Genomic DNA, 20,838 nt, shown 5'->3' on the forward strand with positions numbered 1-20,838 from the left:
AGCCGCAGCGGGCGGGCGTCCTTGATCAGCAGGCCGAGCAGGCCCAGCCCGTGCGGCCAGTGCTCGATGCGGGCGATCTCCTCCTCGCTCAGCCCGACCGGGATGAACTGGACGAGCGTCTGCTCCTCGCCGACCACGCCGAGCGCCCCGTAGCTGGCGTCCACCAGCTTGGTGGCCGTCTCGACGATCCGCCGCAGCACGGTCTCCAGGTCGAGGTCGCTGCCCACCGAGACGACGGCCTCCAGCAGCGCGTGCACCCGGTCGCGGGTGGCGAGGACGGCGTTGAGCCTCGTCTGCAGCTCGGCCAGCAGTTCGTCGAGCCGCATCTGGGGCATCAGGCTACGCTGCTCACTTTCCGACATACCGTTCAGTGTCCCAGCAAGTGCCCTCGCCGCCGGAATCAGCCCGCCGGGCCCCTCCGCCTCTACAGCAGCGGCGGGACGGTGAACAGGTCGTCCCGGTCGCGGTCGAGCTCGGTCACGACGTCGACGACGCCCTCCACCGCCCGGACCGCCTCCGTCAGCGCGGCGGCCCGTGCGCGGGTCGCCACCCTGCCGGTGATCGTGACCACGCCGGCGTCGACCGTGACCGCGAACGTGCCGTCCGGCGGGAGCACGGCCCTGACGTCCGCCTCCAGCTCGGCGGCCGGGCGGGTGAAGACGCGCAGCACGTCGCGCTGGTGCAGGGTGCCGACGACGCGTCCGGTGACCGGGTCGATCACCGGGAGCTGCCTGATCCGCCGGGCGTGCATGATCCTGGCCGCCTCGCGCACCGGCATGCCCGGGGTGACCGTGACCGCCGGCGACGTCATCAGCTCCGCGGCGGTGACGGCGGCGGCCTTGCGCTGCTCCTGCCGCCGCGCCCGCGAGTCGAGGACGGGGACGGCGTGCCGGGCCGGGCCGGTCTCCTTGAGCAGCAGGTCGTCCTCCGACACCACGCCCACCGGCCGCCGGTCGGCGTCGATCACGGTGACCGCGCCCACCGCGTACCGCTTCATCGCCGCCACGATGTCGGCGAACGACGCGTGCTCCAGCACCGCGATCGCCACGCGTCCCATGACGTCCTTGACCTCGATCGACATGATCGCCACCTCGCTTTCCGCCTCCACGGTCCCTCGCGCGGGGGCGGTGGCGGCAGCGGCGAACGTCCCGCGGGCGAGGGGCTTAGGTCCTGGACGGCGGGAGCGGGTGTCAGTGCAGCGGGCCGGCGAAGACCACGATCTCGTCGATGTCGCCGGCGGCGGTGAGGTGGACCATGTCGGTGCCCGACAGGACGGTGGCGCCGTCGGGCCCCTCGAAGCGCCAGCCGAACCGGGCCCACTCGTGCGGCGCGTCGACGGACGTCGTCCGGACCATGCGGCAGCCGCCGGCCCGGTAGCCCTGGACCACCTCGGTGACGAAGTCGGCCACCGCGCCCCGGCCGGACCCGCGGCCGAGCGGCCCCCAGAACACCACGTCGGCGGCGAGGGCTCGGCTGAGCAGCGCGGAACGGTGGTCGGGGTCGTCGGCGTTGGCGGCGGCGATGAAGGCGTCGATCGCCTCGGCGTGGGCCCGGTGGTGCCGCTGCGGGGATGCCGCCGGTTCGTGCACGGTCATGTCGTCCTCCATCCGTCGCCGGGGCGTGCGGGAACCGGGTCCGGTCGCACGCCGATCGCCATGAGCCAGTACATCACGACCGCGCCCCTGGCCTACTTCTCTTCCGGCTGGTTCCCCACGAGCAGGTTGAACGCGCCGGTCAGCAGGTTGAGCGAGACCAGGCCGACGACCTCGGCGATCACCCGGTCGCTCCAGCCGAGCGAGCGCAGCCCCGCCACCTCCTCGTCGGTGATGGACGACGGCTCGACCAGCACCCGCACCGCCACCGCGATCAGGGCGGCCTCCCGCGCGTCGGCTGAGGTGCCCTGACGGGCCAGCGCGACGTCGGCCTCGCTCAGCCCGGCGGCCAGCGCCCCCTCGGTGTGCGCGGCCAGGCACGTGCCGCAGCCGATCCACTCCTGCACGGCCAGGGAGATCTTCTCACTGAGCGCGCGCGGGATCTTCACCCGCTTCATCGCCCGGGAGAAGTCCAGATATCCCTGGAGCAAGGCGGGCGAGTGGGCCATCGTGGACACCATGTCACCCACGGTGCCGTGCCTGGCGACGATGTCGTCCAGGATCTGCCGGGACTTCTCAGGGGCCTTCTCAGGAACGAGCGGTTCAAGACGTCTCATACGGCACACTCTATACCCATAGGGGGTATACGGGAAACCGGTCGCGGATCCGTTGAACCGGATCCGGCGGGCCCGCGTACCTTCGAGCATGCACAGGCTCTTGCGCGGTGAGATGTTCATGCTGGGCGGCTTCGTCGCGGCGGCGGCGGCGACGATCCTGCTGATCCTGCCCCCGTCGATCGACCCCGCGGACGCGCAACGGACCCTCACGCCCTCGGGCCCCCTCTCGGCCGCCGACGTCGACCTGCTGATCAAGGTGCGGCAGGCGGGCCTGTGGGAGATGCCCGCGGGCGAGTACGCCGCCACCCGCGCCCAGTCGCAGCGTGTCAAGCAGGTCGGCAAGCAGATCATGGGCGAGCACCAGAAGCTGGACCAGATGACCCGCGACACGGCGGCCAAGCTCGGCGTCGCCCTGCCCGACGAGCCCAACCCCGACCAGCAGCGCTGGCTGGCCCAGCTCGCGGCCGAGAGCGGTCCGGCCTTCGACCAGGACTACGCGAACCTGCTGCGCGCCGCGCACGGCAAGGTCTTCGGCACCCTGGCGCTCGTCCGGGCCGGGACCAGGAACGCCGAGATCCGCAAGTTCGCCCAGGAAGGCATCAACTTCGTCATGCGCCACATGACGTACCTCGAATCGACCGGCCTGGTGAACCACAACCAGCTCCCCGAGCCCCCGCTGCCGTCCCCCGCCCCGCCCACCTCCTGACCTGCCGGCCCCTGGAAGCGCGTCTTCCCACGGGGGACCGGTCCCATCGACACTCCGGCGGAACACCGACCTCATGCCCGAACCCCTCGAAGCACCCGTCCGCGCGTCGCGGCAGGCGATCGCCGCCCTGGGCATCGCCCTGCTGGCGGGGTGCGCGGCCGCTCCCGTCCCGCAGGGGCAGCCGGCGCACCACCACGGCGCCGCTCCCCCCGCACCCGCCGTCGCCGTCGCGCCGAAGGTGCCGGCCGGCGACATGAAACAGCTCACCACCCTGCTCGGCTGCCCCGCCGGCAAGCTGCAGACCGACGCCGCCGAGCTGCGGCAGGCGGCCTGCGACACCCCCCAGGGCCGTTTGACGATCGTGACGTTCAGCACCGACAAGGGCAAACGAGACTGGCTCGACATCGCCCAGGCATACGGCGGCGCGTACCTGGTCGGCGACCGCTGGGTCGTCGTCGCCACGGCCGACCTGCTGGAACGGTTACGCGGCCGCCTGGGCGGCGAGCTTGAGACCCCACAACACCATTGACCCCTCCCAGCCGCCCCGGCTCAACCTCGCACCCGCCCGCCGCGCCCGCGTGTGGCGCCCGCCCGGTACGTCCGCCCGCCGCGCCGGCATGTCGCGCGCGCCCGGTACGTCCGCCCGCCGCGCCTGCCCGGTGCGCAAGGACGCGGATGACGACCCGGCCGGGCTCTGGCACGATGGCCGGATGCAGGTCGCCCGTCCCGTGGTCCGCGCGCTTCGCGCCGCGGTGTTCACGGCCGTGTGCGTCCTGGCCTCGGCGGCCCTGCACACGCTGGTCGGCGGCACGGCGATCGCGCCCGGCCCGCTGGCCCTGGCCGTCGCGGCGACCTTCGCGGCCGCCTACGCCGCCGGTTCCCGGCCCCGCGGATGGGCGCCCCTGCTGGCCATGTGCGTGGCCGCCCAGTACGGCCTCCACGAGCTCTTCGACGCCTCCGAGTCCACCCGGTACGGCCTGAGCCACCTGCTCGACGCCTCCGCGCCGTCCTTCGGCGGGCCGCTTGCCGGTCCGTTCGCCGGGCCGTCCGCCGGGGCCGTCGCTCATGGGCACGGCTCCTCCGGGATGGTGGTGATCCACCTGGCGGTGGCCGTCTCGTCGAGCTGGTGGCTGGCCCGCGGGGACGCGGCGCTGGCGGCGTTGCTGCGGTTGAGCACGGTCCGGCTGGCCCGGCTGTGGGCCGTCCTGTGCGCCTGGCTGTCCGTCCTGGCTCCGCCGCCCGCCGGGCCCGCCCGCGCGTGCCCGCTGTGGCCTCCCGTGGCGGGTCACCGGGCGCTGCTGCTGGCTCCGGTCCTCTCCCGGCGCGGGCCGCCCCGCCCGGCTGCGCACGCCCGGCTGTCCGGCCGCTGACGTTCCCCGTCATGCGGCGGGTCCGGCGTGCCTCCCGGCAGGCAGACGACCCAGCCGGCGCCGCCGCGGTACGCCCTTTCGCGTCCCGTCGCGCGCCGGACCGCATGTCCATCCGGCGATCGAGCCGGATCCAGGAACCTCGGAGTTCGCAGTGACCCCTTCCCTTCGTCCCGCGCGTCGCCCGTTCCGGGCCGCCGTTCGTGCCGGTGTCGCCGTCGGCGGCGCCGTCCTGCTGCTGCTGGCCGCCGCGCCCGCCGCGCTGGCCCATGACCGGCTGAAGAGCAGCTCACCCGCCGACGGCGCCAGGCTCGCGCAGGTGGAGAGCATCGAGCTGGAGTTCACCTCCCGCATGACCCTGCCGACCCTCGTGCTCGACGGCCCGGCAGGTGAGAACCTGCCGCTGGGCAAGCCGCGGGCCCAGGGCGTCACGGTGAAGGCCGAGCCGGCCGCGCCGCTGGAGCCAGGCAAGTACCGGCTGGCCTGGCGGGTGGTCTCCTCCGACGGCCACCCGATCGCCGGCGAACTGCGCTTCACCGTCACCGCCCCGGCCACCCCGACCGCGAGCGAACCCGAAGCCACCCCGACCGAAACCCCGACCGAGCCCCCGACCGAGACCAAGACCGAGGCCACGTCCGCGACCCCGACCTCGACCGGGACCGCGGCCGATGCCGCCCCGGCGGCCTCCTCGTCACCGGTCGCCCAGGCCGAGGCGGAGACGGGCTCGGGCGGCGTGCCCGGCTGGTTGTGGGTGGCCGCGGCGGCGCTGGTAGCGGGCGGAGCCGCGACCGTCGTGGCCGGCCGCCGCAGGCGCACCACCGGCGACGCCGACCCCAGACCCTGACCGGATCGCGGGCGGTCTAGGTGGCCATGGCCGCCGGCAGGCGCGGCCGGAGGGCCCTGCGGTGTTCCAGGCGGGCCACCGCCAGGGCCGAGACCAGCCCCGCGAAGGTCAGTGACAACCAGGGCAGGCCCGCCCAGCCCGCGTCGGCGGCGACGTCCAGCAGCGCGCCCGACAGCAGGTTCCCGGCCAGGATCCCCGCGCCGGAGGCCAGGTTGTACAGGCCGTAGTAGGTGCCGACCAGCTCCTCGCCCGCCATGTCGGCGATGGTGGCCATCTCGAACGGGAAGGCCACCAGCGTCCCGGCGCCGAGCAGCAGCGCGCACACCAGCGCGGCCGTCAGCGTCGCCGCCCGCGGCAGGTGGAGCTGCGCGGCGGCGACCATGGGCAGGAAGGCCGCGCCCATGAGGGCCAGCCCGCGGGTGATCGCCTGGCCGCGGCTCCACCGTTCGCCGCACCAGGCGGTCAGGCGCACCTGCCCGGCGATGCCGAGCAGCGCCGACACCGCGTACAGGGCGGTCACCGCCCACTGGCCGCCGCCGGCCCGCTGCACCTCCAGCGGCAGGGCGAGGTACATCTGGTACGACAGCGCGTACGAAGCGATCATCGACGCCGCGAACGAGACGAACGCGCGGTCACCGAACGCCTGCCGCCACGCCCGCAGCACCGGCTGCCGCGCCCGCCCCGGCTCCCGGGGCCGCGCGGGCAGGTAGAACCCCTGCAACACGGTCAGGACGGCGAAGATCCCCGCCGCCCCCAGGCACACCGCGGTGAACCCGCCCGCCAGCAGCAGCACCCCGAGCAGCGGCCCGAGCAGGATGCCGCCCTGGTAGAACACGTTGAACACGGCGAAGGCCGCCACCTTGCGCGGCCCGGCCGCGGCGGCCAGGTACGCGCGGGCGGCCGGGTTGAACAGCGCCCCCGCCAGCCCCGTGATCACCGCGGCCGCCACCAGCAGCGGCAGCGACGTGGTGAGCCCGAACAGCGCGAACCCCACGGTACGCAGGGCGCACCCCGCCATGATCATGGGTTTGTGCCCGAACCGGTCGGCCAGCGTGCCACCGATCAGGAACATGCCCTGCTGGCTGGCGTTGCGCAGGCCGAGGATGAGCCCGATCGTCCAGGCGGCGAGCCCCGCGCCGGCCGACAGGTGCTGGGCGAGGTAGGGCATCAGCATGTAGAAGCCGATGTTGATGCCCGCCTGGTTGATCTGCAGCAGCCGGATCGGCCGGTCGAAGGAGCGGAACTGCGCCAGCGTCGCCTTCATCGCCTGCCCGCCAGCGGGTCGCGGACGGCGGCGCAGCGGGTCCAGCGGCGCACCTCACGCTCGGCGGGGTCGTCCAGCTCGTCGGGCGCGTCGGCCGGGGTGACGCCGAGCAGGCCGTGGGCGCGGCAGTAGCCGTCGTCGAAGACGGTGTTCCAGTAGCGCCAGGGCCCGTCGGGGAAGACCGCGACGACGCAGCCGCCCGGCCCGGCCCGTCCGGCCAGCCAGCGGGCCACCAGGCTGACGGCTCCGGTGCTCCAGCCGCCGGAGACGTAGTGCTGGGCCGCCAGGGTGCGGCAGGCCCACACCGCCTCGGCGGCGCTCACCCAGTGGACCTCGTCGAAGGCGTCGTAGGCGACGTTGGCGGGGTGGATGCTGGAGCCGAGGCCACGCATCAGGCGGTGGCGGTCGGGCTGCCCGAAGATGGTCGAGCCGACGGTGTCGACGCCGACCAGCCGCAGCCGGGGCAGGTGGCGGCGCAGCTCTCGGGAGATGCCCGCGCTGTGCCCGCCGGTGCCGACCGAGCAGACCAGCGTGTCGATGTGCGGCAGCTGGGACAGCAGCTCGCGGGCCAGCCCGGCGTAGGCGGCCACGTTGTCCGGGTTGCCGTACTGGTCGGGGCAGTAGGAGCCGGGCAGCTCGGCCAACAGCTGCTCGACCCGGTCGCGGCGGGCCCGCTGCCAGCCGCCGGTGGGATGCGGCTCCGGCACGATCTCCAGCCGTACGCCGTGGCAGGCCAGCAGCCGCTGCATGAGCGGTTCCATGCCGGGGTCGGCGACCAGCACGACCGGATGGCCGAACGTGATGCCGGCCAGGGCCAGCCCGAGGCCGAGGGTGCCGCTGGTGGACTCGACGATCGTCGCGCCGGGGGCCAGCTCGCCCCGGGCGCGGGCCTGCCGGACCATGTGCAGGGCGGGCCGGTCCTTGATGCCGCCCGGGTTGAAGCCCTCCAGCTTGGCCCAGAAGCCGCCGCCGTCCGCGACGAACGGCGCGGCGACGAACGCCAGCGGCGTGTTTCCGACGGTGACGCAAATACCCGAATTTCCGATGGCGGGCAGAATGTCAGGGCGCGGCAAAGTGTCGTACGACATTGGTTGTCATCCCCGAGATGAACGGCGCCCGCGCGGCGCGGAAGACGCCGCGGGCGCGATGGAAAAAGGACGGCGGCGAAAGACGCGCGTCCTATATGCGCATCACGCGGAGATTCTCGCGGCCTGAAGCGGCCTGTCGCGAGGCGGCCGGCGGCGCGGGTCGTACGGGCCCGGACACGACGGCCGAGGGCCCGGCGGCGAGCACGGGGACGGCGGCCACGGGCGGCGCGGCGGCGGTGGCCGCGCACTCTTGCTCGGTGCCGTGCAGGTGGCCCGGCGGCAGCTCGCCGTGCAGGCACCCGGCGTCGCGCACCGGCATCCGCCCGGACAACCAGCTGACGTGCCGATGCACGTCGAGGTGGGCACTCTGGACGGACGGCGCGGGGCCGCCCTGGGCCCGCTCGGACAGCTCGACGGCCGCGCACGCGCCGCCGTGCGCGAACACGACGGTGATCAGCAGGGCGAGGGCCAGCATCGCGTGCGGCCACCACCGGCCGGCCCCCGAGGCGGGCGGGCGGAGTGCGCGGGCTGACCTGGTCGTGAGCATCACCGCAGATCATGCCCGCCACGCGGCGCGGCGCGCCGGGAAAAGGCCAAGGCCGAGGTAAAGAAATTCCGGGCGCACGGGAATCGCCGCCGCCGATCACTTCGCGCATCCCCGATTTCGCGTCCTCGATTTCCCGCCGGATGGCGGGAACGACGGCGAGCCGTTTTCGCCGCGCGGCGACGTCTCCGCGACACTGGCATTCGCCGGCGCGGCCCCGATTCCGCGCCGCCCGACCTTGGGGGTGTCTCATGGCCCTGTCCAGACGCGCGGTCATCGCCGGGGCCGGCGCGCTGGCCGCGCTCCCGCAGGCGCTCCCGCAGGCGCTCCCACAGGCGCTCCCACAGGCCGCCACCGACGCCACGGGCCTGGCCCGGGACGAACGCTTCTGGGCGGGCGTGGCCGGGCAGTTCCGGGTCAGCGGCGACTTCGTCAACCTGGAGAACGGCTACTACGGGGTCATGCCCGAGCCGGTCCGGCGCGCCTACCACCGCAACGTCGACGTCCTCAACGCCCGCAACTCCCACCTGCTGCGCACGGCGTACAAGGCCAGGGCCGACGAGGTGCGCGACCGGATCGCCGCGCTGCTGGGCGTCACCCGTGCGGAGATCGCACTCACCCGGGGCGGCACCGAGGCGCTGCAGAACCTCATCTCCGGCTACCGGCGGCTGCGGCCCGGCGACGCCGTGCTCTACGCCGACCTGGACTACCCCTCCGCCCAGCACACCATGAACTGGCTGGCCGGGCGGCGCGAGGCCACGGTCGCCCGGTTCGTCCTCCCCGAGCCCGTCACCCGGCAGGCGGCGCTGGACGCCTACGAGCGGGCGCTGCGGACCACCCCGAGGGCCCGGCTGCTCCTGCTGTCGCACATGAACAACCGCACCGGCCTGGTGCTGCCGGTCCGGGAGATCGTCGCGATGGCCCGCGAGCGCGGCGTGGACGTCGTCGTGGACGCCGCCCACTCCTGGGGGCAGCTCGACTTCACCCTGCCTGCCCTCGACGCCGACTTCGCCGCGTTCTCGCTGCACAAGTGGATCGGCGCGCCCCTCGGCACCGGGTTCCTCTACATCCGCCGGGACCGGCTGGCCGACATCGAGCCCGTCTTCGCCGACGAGAGCTTCCCGGCCGGCGACATCCGCTCGCGGGTCCACTCGGGCACCATGGACGTCGCGGCGCCCCTCACGGTCCCCGACGCGCTCGACTTCCACCTGCGGCTCGGCGCGGCCGTCAAGCAGGCCAGGCTGCGGCACCTGCGCGACCGCTGGGTGAGCCAGGTCCGCGACCTGCCGGGCCTGCAGATCCTCACCCCGGACGAACCCGGCATGTACGGCGCGATCACCGCCTTCCGCATCGCCGGCCGCACCTCCACGGCCGACAACGAGGCCGTCGCGGCCACCCTGCTGGACACCTACGGCCTCTACACGGTCGCCCGCACGGGCATGGCCGGGGGCGACGCCGTCCGGGTCACCCCGGCGCTGTTCACCTCGGCGGCGCAGGTGGACCGGCTGGCGGTGGCGCTGCGGCGGCTGACCCCGCGACTGCGGGCCTGAGACAGGTTGACAGATCACCGACATGTCCCGCTAAGTTAGATATGTGAACAGTTCTTCAGATGAGCATGTGTTGGCCGTGGACGGTTGCGCGGTCAAGGTGGTCGACGCCGACCGCGTCGCGGCCGTGCACGAGCGCATGCCCGCCGCCGCGGACCTGGCCGACACCGCCGACGTCTTCGGCCTGCTGTCCGACCCCAACCGGCTGAAGCTGCTGGTCGCCCTGCTGGACGGCGAGCTGTGCGTGTGCGACCTGGCGGCGGTGACCGGGCAGAGCGAGTCCGCGGTCTCCCACGCGCTGCGCCTGCTGCGCGCCCATCGCATCGTGGCCGCCCGCCGCTCGGGGCGGATGGCGTACTACCGGCTGGAGGACCCGCACGTACGGATGCTGCTGGACCTGGCGCTGGCCCACACCGAGCACACCGAGGCCATCCACCCCGAACGCGAAGGGACGTCGTGATGGGCGCCGGACACGGGCACGGGCAGGCCCAGGGCCACGCGGGGACCCGGCACCGCTGGCGGCTGGCGGTCTCGTTCGTCCTGATCGGCGCGTTCTTCCTGGTCGAGCTGGGCTACGGACTGATCTCCGGGTCGCTGGCGCTGATGTCGGACGCCGGGCACATGGCCGCCGACGTCGTCACCCTCGGCGCGGCCCTGGTCGCGACCAGGATCGCCACGCGTCCCGACACCACCGGCCGGCGCAGCTACGGCTCCTACCGGGCCGAGGTGTTCGCCTCACTGCTGGCCGTCGTGCTGATGCTCGGCGTCGCCCTGTACGTCGTGATCGAGGCGATCGGCCGCATCGGCGGGAACGCCGAGGTCTCCTCCGGCCCGATGCTCGTCGTCGGCGCCATCGGCCTCGTGGTGAACCTCGTGGCCCTGCTCCTGCTGCGCTCGGGCGCGAGCGAGAGCCTCAACGTCAAGGGCGCGTACCTGGAGGTCGTGGCCGACACCGCCGGATCGGTCGGCGTCATCGTGGCCGGCTGGCTGGTGGCCACCACCGGACAGGCGTTCTGGGACACCGTCGTCGCGCTGGCCATCGGGGTGTTCGTGGCCGTCCGCGCGATCTCGCTCGGCCGGCAGGTGTTCGCGGTGCTCGGCCAGCACGTGCCCGAGGGCATCGACGCCGCCGCCGTGGCGGCCGACCTGGCGGCCATCGACGGCGTGCACAACGTGCACGACCTGCACCTGTGGACGCTCACCTCCGGCATGAACGTGGCCACCGCGCACCTGGTCACCGCCGAGCCGGGCGACAACCACGCCGTCCTGGACCGGGCCCGCGACGTGTTGCGGCAGCGCCACCACATCGCGCACGCCACGTTGCAGGTGGAGCCGGTCGACCACCAGGGCTGCGACGAACTGGGCTGGTAGCGGGCGGCGCGCCACCCCTGCCGTCCCCACGCTGCACTTGTCCAACATTGGACGACTCAAATTCTTCCCACGGGTGGATTTGTCGGCTTATGTATTCTCCTGGGCCGCTGAATCGGGAAAGACACCTGTTTCATCTCAGTTCGAGGAGCTCGTATGCGCATCACCCTGCGCAGAGGCACCTTCCGCGTCCTTGCGACGGCCGCGGCACTGTCCCTGCCTCTGGCTCTCCTTCCGACCGCGGCGCAGGCGGACCCCACGCCTGCCCCGGCCGAGAAGAAGCTGATCGACTCGGTCACCGCGCCGGCGGTGAAGAAACACCTGCAGGCATTACAGAACATCGCCGACGCCAACAACGGCAACCGCGCCGCCGGCACCAGCGGCCACCTGGCCTCGCGCGACTACGTCGCCGCCAAGCTCAAGAAGGCCGGTTACAACGTCACCCTCCAGCCGTTCGACATCGCCTACTTCCAGGAGAAGTCCACGGCGCTGATGGAGCGCGTCTCCCCCAGCCCGCGCGTCTTCACCCCGACCCCGCCCGACGGCTCCTCCGTCGGCGAGTTCGCCACCATGACGTACTCCGGGTCCGGCGAGGTCACCGCGTCGCTGCAGAACGTCGACCTCGTCCTGCCGCCCGGCCCGACGCCCAGCAGCTCCAACTCCGGGTGCGAGGCAGCTGACTTCGCCGGGTTCACGCCGGGCAACATCGCGCTGCTGCAGCGCGGCACCTGCGACTTCGTGGTCAAGGCGAACAACGCCAAGGCCGCGGGGGCCGTGGCGGTGATCGTCTTCAACGAGGGCCAGCCGGGCCGCACCGCGACCCTGCGCGGGAACCTCGGCACGCCCGTCACCATCCCCGTGCTGGGCACCAGCTTCGACGTCGGCCAGGAACTGGCCACGACCGGCGGCGTGATCCACATCAAGACCGACACCGTCAGCGAGATGCGCACCACCTACAACGTCATCGCCGACTCCAAGTGGGGTGACCCGAACAAGGTGGTCATGTCCGGCGCCCACCTCGACTCCGTCCCGGCCGGGCCCGGCATCAACGACGACGGCTCCGGCACCGCCGCCACGCTCGCCGTCGCCGAGGCCCTGGGCAAGATCCCGACCCGCAACCGGCTGCGCTTCGCCTGGTGGAGCGCCGAGGAGCTGGGCCTGCTCGGCTCCATCCATTACGTGGAGACCCTGCCCGCGGCCGAGCTGTCCAAGATCAAGCTCTTCCTCGACTACGACATGCTCGGCTCCACCAACTACGCCTTCAAGATCTACGACGGCGACGACTCCGACGGCGTCGGCGCCCCCGCGGGCCCGGCCGGCTCCGACGAGATCGAGAAGCTCTACGAGAAGTACTTCGACCTGCTGCACCAGGGACACAACGGCACCGACTTCGACGGCCGCTCCGACTACGGCCCGTTCATCGAGGCCGGCATCCCCTCCGGCGGCGTGTTCACCGGCGCCGAGGGCATCAAGACGCCCGAGGAGGCCGCGATCTTCGGCGGCACCGCCGGACAGCCCTACGACCCCTGCTACCACCAGGCCTGCGACACCATCGCCAACATCAACGACAAGGCGCTCGCGCTGAACACCGGCGCGGTCGCCACGGCGGCCGTCGTCTACGCCTACAGCCGCGACCTGCCCGGCCCCGACGCCGCCCGGCCGGCCGCCAAGGCCCGGACCGCCACAAGCACCTCCAAGGCGACCATCGAAGGCAGGGAGACCCGCTGACCCCGGCCCTTCCGTGCGCCCGCGCCGGGCGCACGGAAGGATCCGCTCACGCGTTCTACATGTAGATCGATTTGTCCAGTACGTCGATCAACGAGCATTTTGCGGAGAAATTGGAGAAACGCCATATTTTCTTTCTCGCGTCCACGGGTTGGAATGCAAGCAGACCAGCGATTCACTGCTTCACCGGACGCCAGAAAGGCGGCGCAATGCACGTACTCGCTCAAGTCTCCGGCAACATCACCGCCATCGGTTACGGTCTGGCCGCGATCGGCCCCGGCGTGGGCGTCGGCATCATCTTCGGCCAGGGCGTACAGGCCATCGCCCGCCAGCCCGAGGCGTATCCGCTGATCCGCCAGAACATCCTGCTCGGTTTCGTCCTCACCGAGGCGCTGGCCCTGATCGGGCTGGTCGCGCCGTTCATCTTCCAGTTCCTCAAGTAATCGCCGCGTTCCGCGACGCGAATGGCGAATTCGAGCTGAAGATGGGTGGCGATGACCGCCCCGGAGTCACGCCACCCCCACGACCATTCCTCAGCGCACGTTCCTCAACGGACGTTCTTCAGCGCACGGGTAGGCCGGTTACCGCGCGGCCGATGATGAGCCGTTGAATCTCGCTCGTCCCTTCGAAAATGGTGTAGATCTTGGCGTCGCGGTGGAAACGTTCCACCGGGTGTTCCCGGGTGTAGCCGGCGCCGCCGAGGATCTGGATCGCCTGTTCGGTCACCCACACCGCCGTCTCGCCCGCCACCAGCTTCGACATCGAGCCCTCGGCCTGCTCGAACGGCCTGCCGTTGCGGGCCATCCAGGCGGCCCGCCAGGTCAGCAGGCGGGCCACGTCGACGCGGGTCGCCATGTCGGCGAGCAGGAACGCGATCGCCTGGTTGTCGCCGATCCTGCGGCCGAACTGCTCGCGTTCGCGGGCGTAGTCCCTGGCGTACTCGAAGCCCGCGCGGGCGATGCCGACGGCCATCGCGGCGACCGACGGGCGGGTGGTCTCGAACGTGCGCATCGCGGCCTGCTCGCTGGCGCGTTCGCCGTTGCGGACCCTGGCCAGGCGGGCGTCCAGCTTCTCCTTGCCGCCCAGCAGGCACGAGCCCGGCACGCGCACGTCCTCAAGGATCACCTCGGCGGTGTGCGAGGCGCGGATGCCGTGCTTGCGGAACTTCTGCCCCATCGACAGGCCCGGCGTGCCGGGCGGGACGACGAAGCTGGCCTGCCCGCGGGTGCCCAGGGACGGGTCCACCGAGGCGACGACCACGTGCACGTCGGCGATGCCGCCGTTCGTGGCCCAGGTCTTGACGCCGTTCAGCACCCAGTCGCCGTTGTCGTGCACGGCGCGGGTGCGGATGGCGCCGATGTCGGAGCCGGCGTCGGGCTCGGAGGCGCAGAAGGCGCCCAGCTTGACGTCGTTCTCCGTGCCGAACATCTGCGGCAGCCACTCCCCCAGCTGCTCCGGGGTGCCGTTCGCGGACAGCGCGGCGGCGGCCAGGCCGGTGCCGACGATGGACAACCCGATGCCGGCGTCCCCCCAGAAGATCTCCTCGAACGCCACCGGCAGGGCCAGGCCGCTCTGCTCGAACCACTGGGTGGCGAAGAAGTCCAGCGAGTACAGGCCGATCTTGGCGGCTTCCTGGATCACGGGCCAGGGGGTCTGCTCGCGTTCGTCCCATTCGGCGCCCGCGGGGCGGATCACGTCGCGGGCGAACGCGTGGACCCAGTCACGCACCTCGATCACGTCGTCACTGAGCTCCGGACAGAACCCGGTCATCGCGTCCACTCCCTGGCCGTTCCGTTGTTACCGTCGGTAACACCCTACCGGCGAGTAGGGCTCGGCCGGAAGGTGCGACGGTCCGGCGACTCACGGTAATGTTCTGGTCACCGTACGCCCATGTCGATCGAGGAAGGCCGATGGACCGCCGGCTCGCCGCACTTCTCGCCGTCCTCGCGCTGGGGGCGGCGTATCTGCTGCTCAGGCCGGTCGGGGGCGTCCGTGCCGTCGCCTACTTCGACGCCGCCGTGGGGCTGTATCCGGGGTCCGACGTGCGGGTTCTCGGGGTGCGGGTCGGGCGGGTCACCGCGGTCAGCCCGGCGGGCGCGCAGGTCCGGGTGGAGCTGGCGCTCGACGCCGGGCGCAAGGTCCCGGCCGCCGCGCAGGCGGTCATCGTGGCACGGTCGCTGATCGCCGACCGGTTCGTGCAGCTCACGCCGCCGTACCGGGGCGGGCCCGTGCTGCAGGACGGCGGCACGCTGGGCCGGACCCGCTCGCCGGTCGAGATCGACGAGGCGTTACGCGGCTACGACCAGCTCACCGCGGCCCTCGCCCCACCCGTCTCCCCCGAGCCCGCTTCGCCCCAGACCGGCTCCCCAAGGTCCGACTCCCCTCCGTCCGGTTCCCCGCGATCCGACTCGCCTCAGTCCGACTCCCCTCCGTCCGGCTCCCCGCGGCCCGGTTCGCCTCGGCCAGGGCCGGGGGGTGTGGCGGCGGAGGAGCGTGGGGCGCTGGCGCGGTTGTTGCGGGTCTCGGCGGGCACGTTCGGCGGGCAGGGCGAGACGGTGGGGGCCACCGTGCGGGGCCTGTCCGACGCGGCCTCCGTGCTGGCCGGCGACGGCGACGACCTGGCTCAGACCGTCCGCGACCTGGCCACGATCACCGGGGCGATGGCCCGCGACGACGCGCGGATCCGGGCGTTCATGAAGGACCTGGCGGGCGTGTCGGCACAGCTCGACGGCGAGCGCGAGGAGCTGCGCGCGGTGCTGCGCCAGCTGTCCTCCACGCTCACGCAGGTCGCCGACTTCGTCGAGGACAACAGGGGGGAGATCGCCGCCAACACCCGCGATCTCGCCCACCTCACCACCCTGCTGGTACGTCAGCGCGCCTCCATCGGCACGTTCCTCGACACCGCGCCGCTCGCCCTGAACAACGCGAACAACGCCTACGACCCCGTGAGCGCGACGTTCCGGGCCCGGTTCAACCTCAACGGCCAGACCGACGACGTCGCGATGTGGCTGTGCTCGCTGGCCCATTCCATGGACGGCGGCTGCGAGTCGCTGTTCGGCGCGCTCAACCCCCTGGCACGGGCGCTCAACGACACGGTGGCGATCGACACGTCGTGGCTGCTGCCCGATGTGCGGGTCGACCACCCCGACCTGTCGCTCGGCGGGCTCGTCACGATCCGCTGACCGCCTCGCGCAGACCGGCCCCCATCAGGGCGCCGGGTCGGCGTCCAGTGGGGGCCTGGGGACGGGTCGGGTCAGGGCGGGTCGGGTCGGGTCGGAGCGGGTCAGTGGGCGGTACGAGTGGAGCGGTGGGCGGAGGCGAGGACGGCCAGGGCGGCCACGCCCATGCCGATCGCCAGGCCGTACACCAGCGGGGTGAAACCGCCGAAGGCGGCCGCGAGCTGCGGACCGACGCTGCCGCCGACGGCGAGGGCGAAGGAGAACAGCGCGAGCGCCGTGCCGCGGGCCGGTCCGGCCTGGGCGGAGATGGCCTCGTTCATGCTGGGCAGGCCGCCGGTGATGGCGGCGACGTAAACGGCCAGCAGGAGCACCAGGCCGAGGGCGCCGGCGCCGGTGAACGCGACGGCCGCGAGGGCGAGCGCGCCCACGGCCAGGAAGGCGGCGGCCCTGGCCGTGGTGGGGATCCGGGCCAGCCACGGCATGAGCACCGGCATCAGCACGATCGAGGGCAGCCCGGAGGCGCGCAACGTGAGCAGGTCGGCGGCGGACGTGCCGCCGTAGATCTGCAACCCGGTGTAGACGGCGACGAACCCGGCCATCAGCATGACCGTGGCCAGGTAGCGCAGTGCGAGCACCCGGTCGAACAGCAGGCCGGGCACCGCGCGGTAGGCCGACAGCAGCGACCCGGCCGCCTCGCGCGGCAGGTCGGGCAGCATGACGGCGCGCAGGCCGAGCCCGGCGAGGGCGAAACCGGCGGCCGACAGCAGGAACAGCCCCCGCCAGCCGATCGTCTCGACCAGCATCTGCGCGGCGACCTGCAACAACACGGCCGACGCCAGGAAAGCACCGGTCACCGCGGCGATGGCGATCACCCGGCGCCGCGGCTCAAGCCGTTCGGCCAGGTAGGCCATGCCGGCGGGCGGGAACATCGCCACGGCCACCCCCTGCAGGGCACGCAACACCAGGGCCACCTCGACGTTCGGGCTCAACGCCACCAACGCGCTGGTCAACGCGGCAAGCGGCAGACCGGCCATCAACAGGCGGCGGCGGCCGTACCGGTCGGAAAGGGGGCCGAACACCAGGAACCCGATGCCGTAGCCGGCGCCGAACGCGGTGACCAGCCAGGTCAGGCCGCCGGGTGAGGCGTGCCAGCCGGTCGCCATGTCGTGCAGCAGGGGGATCACGACGTACAACTGGCCGCTACACAGGACCGCGGTGAGGGTGAACGCCAACAGGGTGCGGCCGAAACGGGCGTAATCGGTACGGACTGCCGGAGCGGCCGCCGTACGAGGAAGCGTGAGTGCCATGGGAGAGGACGGTAGCCAACCAAACAGTTGGACGTCAACTAGTTGGTTGGTTTTCAACCAACTAGTTGTTGGTGGCAGAATGGTGGCATGTCACCCAAGGTCTCGACCGCCGCCACCCGGGCCGCCCTGCTCGAAGCCGCCCGCGAGGAGTTCGCCGCGTACGGCGTGGCGGGGGCGCGCGTGGATCGCATCGCGGAACGCGCCGGCGTCAACAAAGAGCGCATCTACGGGCATTTCGGCAACAAGGAGAAGTTGTTCGACGCCGTCATCAACGAGGCGCTCGACGACCTGACGTCGCAGATCGCCCTGCCCGGCGCCGACCCCGTCGACTACGTGGCCCGGCTGACCGACTACTACCGGCGCCATCCCGCCCTGGTCCGCCTGCTCATGTGGGAGGCGCTCAACTACCGCGGCCAGGAGCTGCTGCCCGGCCAGGAGGCCAGGGTCGAGCGGTGTGCGCGCAAGGCGGCCTCGCTGGCCGAGGGGCGCGGCGAGGAGCCGTCGAAGGCGACAGCGCGCACGCTGTTCATGCTGACCGGGCTCGCGCTGTTCCCGTCGATGATGCCGCAGCTCGGGCGGATCATACTGGGCGACGACGCCGACGACCACGACGCCATCCGCGACCAGATCAGCGCCTTCGTGACAGCGGCCCTCAAGTAGCGCCTCACGGGGCGCCCGCGCGCTGACGCCGCAGGCCGGTCAATGGTCAGGTACGGCAAACCAGCCATCTCGGGCCCACCCCGAGGACAAGCCAGGAGCGACGGCGCCGCCCCTAAGAAGGCCGAGCACGGCGAGACCTCCACAGAGACACTGCCGAGCGCGACGCAATCCTCACGAAGGCACGCCAAGCACGACGCAACCCGCACAGATGCACGCCGAGCGCGACGCAATCCGCACAGAGGTGGGCCAAGGGCACGGCACCGTCCCGAAGAGGGCCGACCGCTGTGGCGCATCGTCCCGAAGGCAGGCCAAGGGCGGCTGAGCCAGCCACGTCGGCGGGCCGACGCGGCGGCGGGAGGCGTTACGGAGGCACCGCCGTGCGCGGCGGGAGGCGTTACCGAGACACCACCGTGCGCGGCGTAAGCCTCACGGAGGTGGTGGGGTGGGGCGGGGCAGGGTGAGCATCGGGGGGCGTTCGCCGATGGCGACCTGGCGGGTCAGGACGTCGTGGCCGCCCTCGCACCGCCGGAACTGCGCCAGCTCCACCCCCGGCGCCTGACGGGCCTCGATCTTCCCCTGGCGCCGCAGCCGCGACCATGCGGCCAGCATGATCTGGGCCGCCATCCCCCCGAGCGCCTCCGTCGACTGCGGGGCGTGCTCGCGCGACCCCAGGTCCACCTGGGCCAGGCCGTCCAGCCCGGCCAGGTCCAGCAGGTCGATGAGCAGGCCGAGCTCCACCCCGTACCCGGTCAGGAACGGCACGCGTTCCAGGGCCGAGCGGCGGCCGGCGTACTCCCCGGCGAGGGGTTGCACGAACCCGGCCAGTTCGGGCCAGTGCAGGTTGATCAGCGGGCGGGCGACCAGTTCGGTGACGCGGCCGCCGCCGTTGGGCGCGCCGTTCAGTGGACGGTCGTAACAGCCCTTGGCGTAGGCGACGGTGGGATCGGTGAGCAGCGGGCCGAGCACCCCGGCGACCAGCGAGGCGCGGAAGTGCCTGATGTCGGCGTCGGCGAAGGCCACCACGTCGCCGGAGGTGACCGCCAGCGACTTCCACAGGGCCTCGCCCTTGCCCTCCAGCGGTGCGAGTTCGGGCAGGATGTCGCGCTGGGCGTGTACGGCGGCCCCGGCCCGCGCCGCCACCCGCGCGGTGTCGTCGGCCGAGCACGAGTCGATGACGACGAGCTCGTCCACCAGGCCGTCCAGCTCCCGCCGGATCACCTGGACGATCTCCCCCACGGTCTCCCGTTCGTCGCGGGCCGGCAGGACCACGCTCACCGTGGTGCCCCCCTTGGCCGCCACGAGGTCGCGCAGCGGCCAGTCCGCGGCGCACGACGTTCGGCGATGCCACCATTTCCGCACATCAGGCAGCATGTGCGACACCTCCCCCGTTCCCCCGCTTGTCAGCTTATGCGAGGGTCGCGTGACGCTCCAGGAAGGTATAGACGTCCGCCTCGTCCACACCCGGGAACGACCCGGGCGGCAGGGCGGCCAGGATGTGCGAATTGGCCCGCGCGGACGGCCAGGCGTAGCCCTCCCAGCGTTCGGCCAGCTCAGCGGGCGGACGGCGGCAGCAGTCGCCGTTGGGGCAGCTGGACTTGGTGCGGTTGGTGGTCTCCCGGCCCCGGAACCACCGCGACTCCCGGTACGGCACCCCCAGCGTGATCGCGAAGTCCCGTTCCCGCGAGGGATCGACGTGCGCGACGCAGAAATAGGTGCCGGTGGGCGAGTCGGAATACTGGTAGAACACCGAGAACCGGTCGGGCGAGGCGAACACCTGCCGCCCCGACCACTGCAGGCACATCCGTTGCCCCTCGATGGCCCCCTGCTCGTCGGCGGGGAAGACGATGCCGTCGTTCTCGTACGCCTTGTAGATGGTGCCACCGGCGTCGTTGCGCACGAAGTGGCAGACGAGGCCCAGGTGGTGGGTGGCCAGGTTGGTGAAGCGGTGGGCGGCCATCTCGTAGGAAACGGCGAACACGTCCCGCAGGTCCTCCACCGACAGCGCCCGCGCCGCCTTGGCCTCCTGGAGGTAGGGGGCGGCGGCCCGTTCGGGCACGAGCACGGCGGCGGCGAAGTAGTTGGCCTCGGTGCGCTGGCGCAGGAAGTCGGCGAAGTCGCGCGGTTTGCCGTGGCCGAGCGCGAGGTGCCCGAGCGTCTGGAGCAGGATCGTGCGCGGGGTGTGCATGCCGAGCTGCTCGTGTTTGACGTAGATGCGCCGGTTCCGCAGGTCGGTGATGGAACGCACCGAACGCGGCAGGTCCTGGGCGGTGTGGACGGTGTAGCCGAAGTGCGTGACCAGGCCCTGGATCGTGCTCTGGGACAGGGCGCCGGTGCGGTAGCCGACGGCGTCGAGGGCCTCGGCCGCGGCCTTCTCGATGTCGGGGAAGTAGTTGCCCACCTCGCGCTGCCTGCGCCGCAGCTCGGCGTTGGCGGCCCTGGCCTCCTCGGGGGTGGCGGTGCCGCGGGCCTGCCGGGCGCGCAGCTCGCCGTACAGGCCGAGCAGGTGTTCCAGGACGTCGTTGGGCACGCGCGCGGACACCTTGAGCCGGGGCAGGCCGAGACCGGCGTAGATGGGGTCGCGCTGCGCCTCCTCCAGCGCGATCTCCAGCTGGGCGCGCCGGTTGGGCGGCTGACGGCGCAGCAGCTCCTCGACGGGGACGCCCAGCGCGGTCGCCAGGGACTTGAGCAGCGAGAGCTTGGGCTCGCGCTTGCCGTTCTCGAGCAGCGACAGCTGGCTGGGCGCCCTGCTGACGCGCGAGCCCAGGTCCGACAGGGTGAGGCCGCGCTGTTTGCGCAGGTGGCGCAGACGCTGGCCGAACGCGATCAGATCGAGCTCCTGCGTCAAAGACAGCGGTTCTTCGCCTAGCAGGGACGCCATACAGGCATCTTAGACAGAAATTCGGCCCATTTTCTAGCCTTTGGCCACCCAGGGCGCGTCGCAGCGGGACGCGAGAGCCGCCTGCGGTTCGGGATGAGGATTGGTCTAGTCCAACAGGAAAACTTGCGATTTCTTCTCATCTGAATACCCAC

General features: G+C 72.4%; 21 protein-coding genes and 1 pseudogene. 11 read left to right on the forward strand and 11 right to left on the reverse strand.

Annotated elements, in window-relative coordinates; translation table 11 throughout:
• The 4 genes and pseudogenes from AB0J46_RS19520 to AB0J46_RS19535 all read right to left on the reverse strand — a co-directional run.
• Nucleotides 1–362 (reverse strand): annotated as a pseudogene (locus AB0J46_RS19520) (histidine kinase); the annotation flags it as partial.
• Nucleotides 363–424: 62 nt separating this feature from the next.
• Complete coding sequence (locus AB0J46_RS19525) at nt 425–1,081, reverse strand: CBS domain-containing protein (RefSeq protein ID WP_364333477.1); 657 nt, start codon at nt 1,079–1,081, stop codon at nt 425–427.
• A 109-nt stretch (nt 1,082–1,190) separates the two neighbouring features.
• The gene (locus tag AB0J46_RS19530) at nt 1,191–1,595 is read right to left on the reverse strand and encodes a nuclear transport factor 2 family protein (RefSeq protein WP_352351505.1); all 405 of its coding nucleotides are present in this window, start codon (nt 1,593–1,595) and stop codon (nt 1,191–1,193) included.
• Between the two features lie 92 nt (nt 1,596–1,687).
• Nucleotides 1,688–2,209 (reverse strand): carboxymuconolactone decarboxylase family protein, encoded by a 522-nt coding sequence (locus AB0J46_RS19535; RefSeq protein WP_364333481.1) that lies wholly within the window; start codon nt 2,207–2,209, stop codon nt 1,688–1,690.
• A gap of 88 nt (nt 2,210–2,297) precedes the next feature.
• Here AB0J46_RS19535 and AB0J46_RS19540 point away from each other — a divergent pair, with 88 nt between their 5' ends.
• The 4 genes from AB0J46_RS19540 (at nt 2,298) to AB0J46_RS19555 (ending at nt 5,126) form a co-directional block, all read left to right on the forward strand.
• On the forward strand, nt 2,298–2,915 hold the full coding sequence (locus tag AB0J46_RS19540) for a DUF4142 domain-containing protein (RefSeq protein ID WP_364333484.1): 618 nt from the start codon (nt 2,298–2,300) through the stop codon (nt 2,913–2,915).
• 73 nt (nt 2,916–2,988) lie between these two features.
• Nucleotides 2,989–3,444: a hypothetical protein gene (locus tag AB0J46_RS19545; protein ID WP_364333487.1), complete on the forward strand. Its 456-nt coding sequence runs from the start codon at nt 2,989–2,991 to the stop codon at nt 3,442–3,444.
• The gene (locus tag AB0J46_RS19550; protein ID WP_364333490.1) at nt 3,422–4,285 is read left to right on the forward strand and encodes a hypothetical protein; all 864 of its coding nucleotides are present in this window, start codon (nt 3,422–3,424) and stop codon (nt 4,283–4,285) included. The genes AB0J46_RS19545 and AB0J46_RS19550 overlap by 23 nt, the downstream gene beginning before the upstream one ends.
• 151 nt (nt 4,286–4,436) lie before the next feature.
• Nucleotides 4,437–5,126: a copper resistance protein CopC gene (locus tag AB0J46_RS19555; RefSeq protein ID WP_364333493.1), complete on the forward strand. Its 690-nt coding sequence runs from the start codon at nt 4,437–4,439 to the stop codon at nt 5,124–5,126.
• 16 nt (nt 5,127–5,142) lie between these two features.
• On the opposite strand, the gene AB0J46_RS19560 is transcribed toward AB0J46_RS19555, so the two are convergent.
• The 3 genes from AB0J46_RS19560 to AB0J46_RS19570 all read right to left on the reverse strand — a co-directional run bounded on the left by AB0J46_RS19560 (nt 5,143) and on the right by AB0J46_RS19570 (nt 8,025).
• Nucleotides 5,143–6,390 (reverse strand): MFS transporter, encoded by a 1,248-nt coding sequence (locus AB0J46_RS19560; RefSeq protein WP_364333496.1) that lies wholly within the window; start codon nt 6,388–6,390, stop codon nt 5,143–5,145.
• On the reverse strand, nt 6,387–7,478 hold the full coding sequence (locus tag AB0J46_RS19565; RefSeq protein ID WP_364333499.1) for a PLP-dependent cysteine synthase family protein: 1,092 nt from the start codon (nt 7,476–7,478) through the stop codon (nt 6,387–6,389). Before AB0J46_RS19565 ends, AB0J46_RS19560 begins: the two co-directional genes overlap by 4 nt.
• A 91-nt stretch (nt 7,479–7,569) precedes the next feature.
• Nucleotides 7,570–8,025 carry a hypothetical protein gene (locus AB0J46_RS19570; protein WP_364333502.1) on the reverse strand — a complete coding sequence of 152 codons (456 nt, stop codon included), beginning with the start codon at nt 8,023–8,025 and terminating at the stop codon, nt 7,570–7,572.
• 248 nt (nt 8,026–8,273) lie between these two features.
• On the opposite strand from AB0J46_RS19570, the gene AB0J46_RS19575 reads away from it, so the two are divergent.
• The 5 genes from AB0J46_RS19575 (at nt 8,274) to atpE (ending at nt 13,105) form a co-directional block, all read left to right on the forward strand.
• Nucleotides 8,274–9,572: an aminotransferase class V-fold PLP-dependent enzyme gene (locus AB0J46_RS19575; protein ID WP_364333505.1), complete on the forward strand. Its 1,299-nt coding sequence runs from the start codon at nt 8,274–8,276 to the stop codon at nt 9,570–9,572.
• Nucleotides 9,573–9,648: 76 nt separating this feature from the next.
• Complete coding sequence (locus AB0J46_RS19580) at nt 9,649–10,029, forward strand: metalloregulator ArsR/SmtB family transcription factor (RefSeq protein ID WP_364334664.1); 381 nt, start codon at nt 9,649–9,651, stop codon at nt 10,027–10,029.
• On the forward strand, nt 10,029–10,940 hold the full coding sequence (locus tag AB0J46_RS19585) for a cation diffusion facilitator family transporter (protein ID WP_364333508.1): 912 nt from the start codon (nt 10,029–10,031) through the stop codon (nt 10,938–10,940). The genes AB0J46_RS19580 and AB0J46_RS19585 overlap by 1 nt, the downstream gene beginning before the upstream one ends.
• A gap of 153 nt (nt 10,941–11,093) precedes the next feature.
• Nucleotides 11,094–12,665, forward strand: a complete 1,572-nt coding sequence (locus AB0J46_RS19590; RefSeq protein ID WP_364333511.1) for a M28 family metallopeptidase — start codon at nt 11,094–11,096, stop codon at nt 12,663–12,665.
• Nucleotides 12,666–12,871: 206 nt separating this feature from the next.
• On the forward strand, nt 12,872–13,105 hold the full coding sequence (gene atpE, locus AB0J46_RS19595) for an ATP synthase F0 subunit C (RefSeq protein ID WP_352329951.1): 234 nt from the start codon (nt 12,872–12,874) through the stop codon (nt 13,103–13,105).
• A gap of 118 nt (nt 13,106–13,223) precedes the next feature.
• Here atpE and AB0J46_RS19600 read toward each other — a convergent pair whose 3' ends face one another.
• Nucleotides 13,224–14,432 carry an acyl-CoA dehydrogenase family protein gene (locus AB0J46_RS19600; RefSeq protein ID WP_364333514.1) on the reverse strand — a complete coding sequence of 403 codons (1,209 nt, stop codon included), beginning with the start codon at nt 14,430–14,432 and terminating at the stop codon, nt 13,224–13,226.
• Between the two features lie 140 nt (nt 14,433–14,572).
• Between AB0J46_RS19600 and AB0J46_RS19605 the strand changes: the two genes are divergently transcribed.
• A complete protein-coding gene (locus tag AB0J46_RS19605; protein WP_364333517.1) occupies nt 14,573–15,844 on the forward strand; it encodes an MlaD family protein in 1,272 nt (423 codons plus the stop codon).
• Nucleotides 15,845–15,945: 101 nt separating this feature from the next.
• Here the strand turns inward: AB0J46_RS19605 and AB0J46_RS19610 are convergent, their stop codons facing one another.
• The gene (locus tag AB0J46_RS19610; RefSeq protein WP_364333520.1) at nt 15,946–17,148 is read right to left on the reverse strand and encodes an MFS transporter; all 1,203 of its coding nucleotides are present in this window, start codon (nt 17,146–17,148) and stop codon (nt 15,946–15,948) included.
• Between the two features lie 87 nt (nt 17,149–17,235).
• Here AB0J46_RS19610 and AB0J46_RS19615 point away from each other — a divergent pair, with 87 nt between their 5' ends.
• A complete protein-coding gene (locus AB0J46_RS19615; protein ID WP_364333523.1) occupies nt 17,236–17,808 on the forward strand; it encodes a TetR family transcriptional regulator in 573 nt (190 codons plus the stop codon).
• Between the two features lie 426 nt (nt 17,809–18,234).
• Here the strand turns inward: AB0J46_RS19615 and AB0J46_RS19620 are convergent, their stop codons facing one another.
• Together AB0J46_RS19620 and AB0J46_RS19625 are read right to left on the reverse strand one after the other, a co-directional pair.
• Nucleotides 18,235–19,179 carry a glucosyl-3-phosphoglycerate synthase gene (locus AB0J46_RS19620; protein WP_364333526.1) on the reverse strand — a complete coding sequence of 315 codons (945 nt, stop codon included), beginning with the start codon at nt 19,177–19,179 and terminating at the stop codon, nt 18,235–18,237.
• 34 nt (nt 19,180–19,213) lie between these two features.
• Nucleotides 19,214–20,686 carry a helix-turn-helix domain-containing protein gene (locus tag AB0J46_RS19625; protein WP_352351541.1) on the reverse strand — a complete coding sequence of 491 codons (1,473 nt, stop codon included), beginning with the start codon at nt 20,684–20,686 and terminating at the stop codon, nt 19,214–19,216.
• Nucleotides 20,687–20,838 lie beyond the last annotated feature (152 nt).

Origin of the sequence: Nonomuraea sp. NPDC049758 (assembly GCF_040674635.1) — a bacterium.
Taxonomy (GTDB): domain Bacteria; phylum Actinomycetota; class Actinomycetes; order Streptosporangiales; family Streptosporangiaceae; genus Nonomuraea.

Coding starts and splice junctions, on each gene's coding strand:
- AB0J46_RS19610 (WP_364333520.1), bottom strand. CDS start 17,148: ATGGCACTCACGCTTCCTCGTACGGCGGCCGCTCCGGCAGTCCGTACC.
- AB0J46_RS19570 (WP_364333502.1), bottom strand. CDS start 8,025: ATGCTCACGACCAGGTCAGCCCGCGCACTCCGCCCGCCCGCCTCGGGG.
- AB0J46_RS19600 (WP_364333514.1), bottom strand. CDS start 14,432: ATGACCGGGTTCTGTCCGGAGCTCAGTGACGACGTGATCGAGGTGCGT.
- AB0J46_RS19620 (WP_364333526.1), bottom strand. CDS start 19,179: ATGCTGCCTGATGTGCGGAAATGGTGGCATCGCCGAACGTCGTGCGCC.
- AB0J46_RS19615 (WP_364333523.1), top strand. CDS start 17,236: ATGTCACCCAAGGTCTCGACCGCCGCCACCCGGGCCGCCCTGCTCGAA.
- AB0J46_RS19530 (WP_352351505.1), bottom strand. CDS start 1,595: ATGACCGTGCACGAACCGGCGGCATCCCCGCAGCGGCACCACCGGGCC.
- AB0J46_RS19545 (WP_364333487.1), top strand. CDS start 2,989: ATGCCCGAACCCCTCGAAGCACCCGTCCGCGCGTCGCGGCAGGCGATC.
- AB0J46_RS19540 (WP_364333484.1), top strand. CDS start 2,298: ATGCACAGGCTCTTGCGCGGTGAGATGTTCATGCTGGGCGGCTTCGTC.
- atpE (WP_352329951.1), top strand. CDS start 12,872: ATGCACGTACTCGCTCAAGTCTCCGGCAACATCACCGCCATCGGTTAC.
- AB0J46_RS19560 (WP_364333496.1), bottom strand. CDS start 6,390: ATGAAGGCGACGCTGGCGCAGTTCCGCTCCTTCGACCGGCCGATCCGG.
- AB0J46_RS19625 (WP_352351541.1), bottom strand. CDS start 20,686: ATGGCGTCCCTGCTAGGCGAAGAACCGCTGTCTTTGACGCAGGAGCTC.
- AB0J46_RS19575 (WP_364333505.1), top strand. CDS start 8,274: ATGGCCCTGTCCAGACGCGCGGTCATCGCCGGGGCCGGCGCGCTGGCC.
- AB0J46_RS19565 (WP_364333499.1), bottom strand. CDS start 7,478: ATGTCGTACGACACTTTGCCGCGCCCTGACATTCTGCCCGCCATCGGA.
- AB0J46_RS19590 (WP_364333511.1), top strand. CDS start 11,094: ATGCGCATCACCCTGCGCAGAGGCACCTTCCGCGTCCTTGCGACGGCC.
- AB0J46_RS19535 (WP_364333481.1), bottom strand. CDS start 2,209: ATGAGACGTCTTGAACCGCTCGTTCCTGAGAAGGCCCCTGAGAAGTCC.
- AB0J46_RS19605 (WP_364333517.1), top strand. CDS start 14,573: ATGGACCGCCGGCTCGCCGCACTTCTCGCCGTCCTCGCGCTGGGGGCG.
- AB0J46_RS19525 (WP_364333477.1), bottom strand. CDS start 1,081: ATGTCGATCGAGGTCAAGGACGTCATGGGACGCGTGGCGATCGCGGTG.
- AB0J46_RS19585 (WP_364333508.1), top strand. CDS start 10,029: ATGGGCGCCGGACACGGGCACGGGCAGGCCCAGGGCCACGCGGGGACC.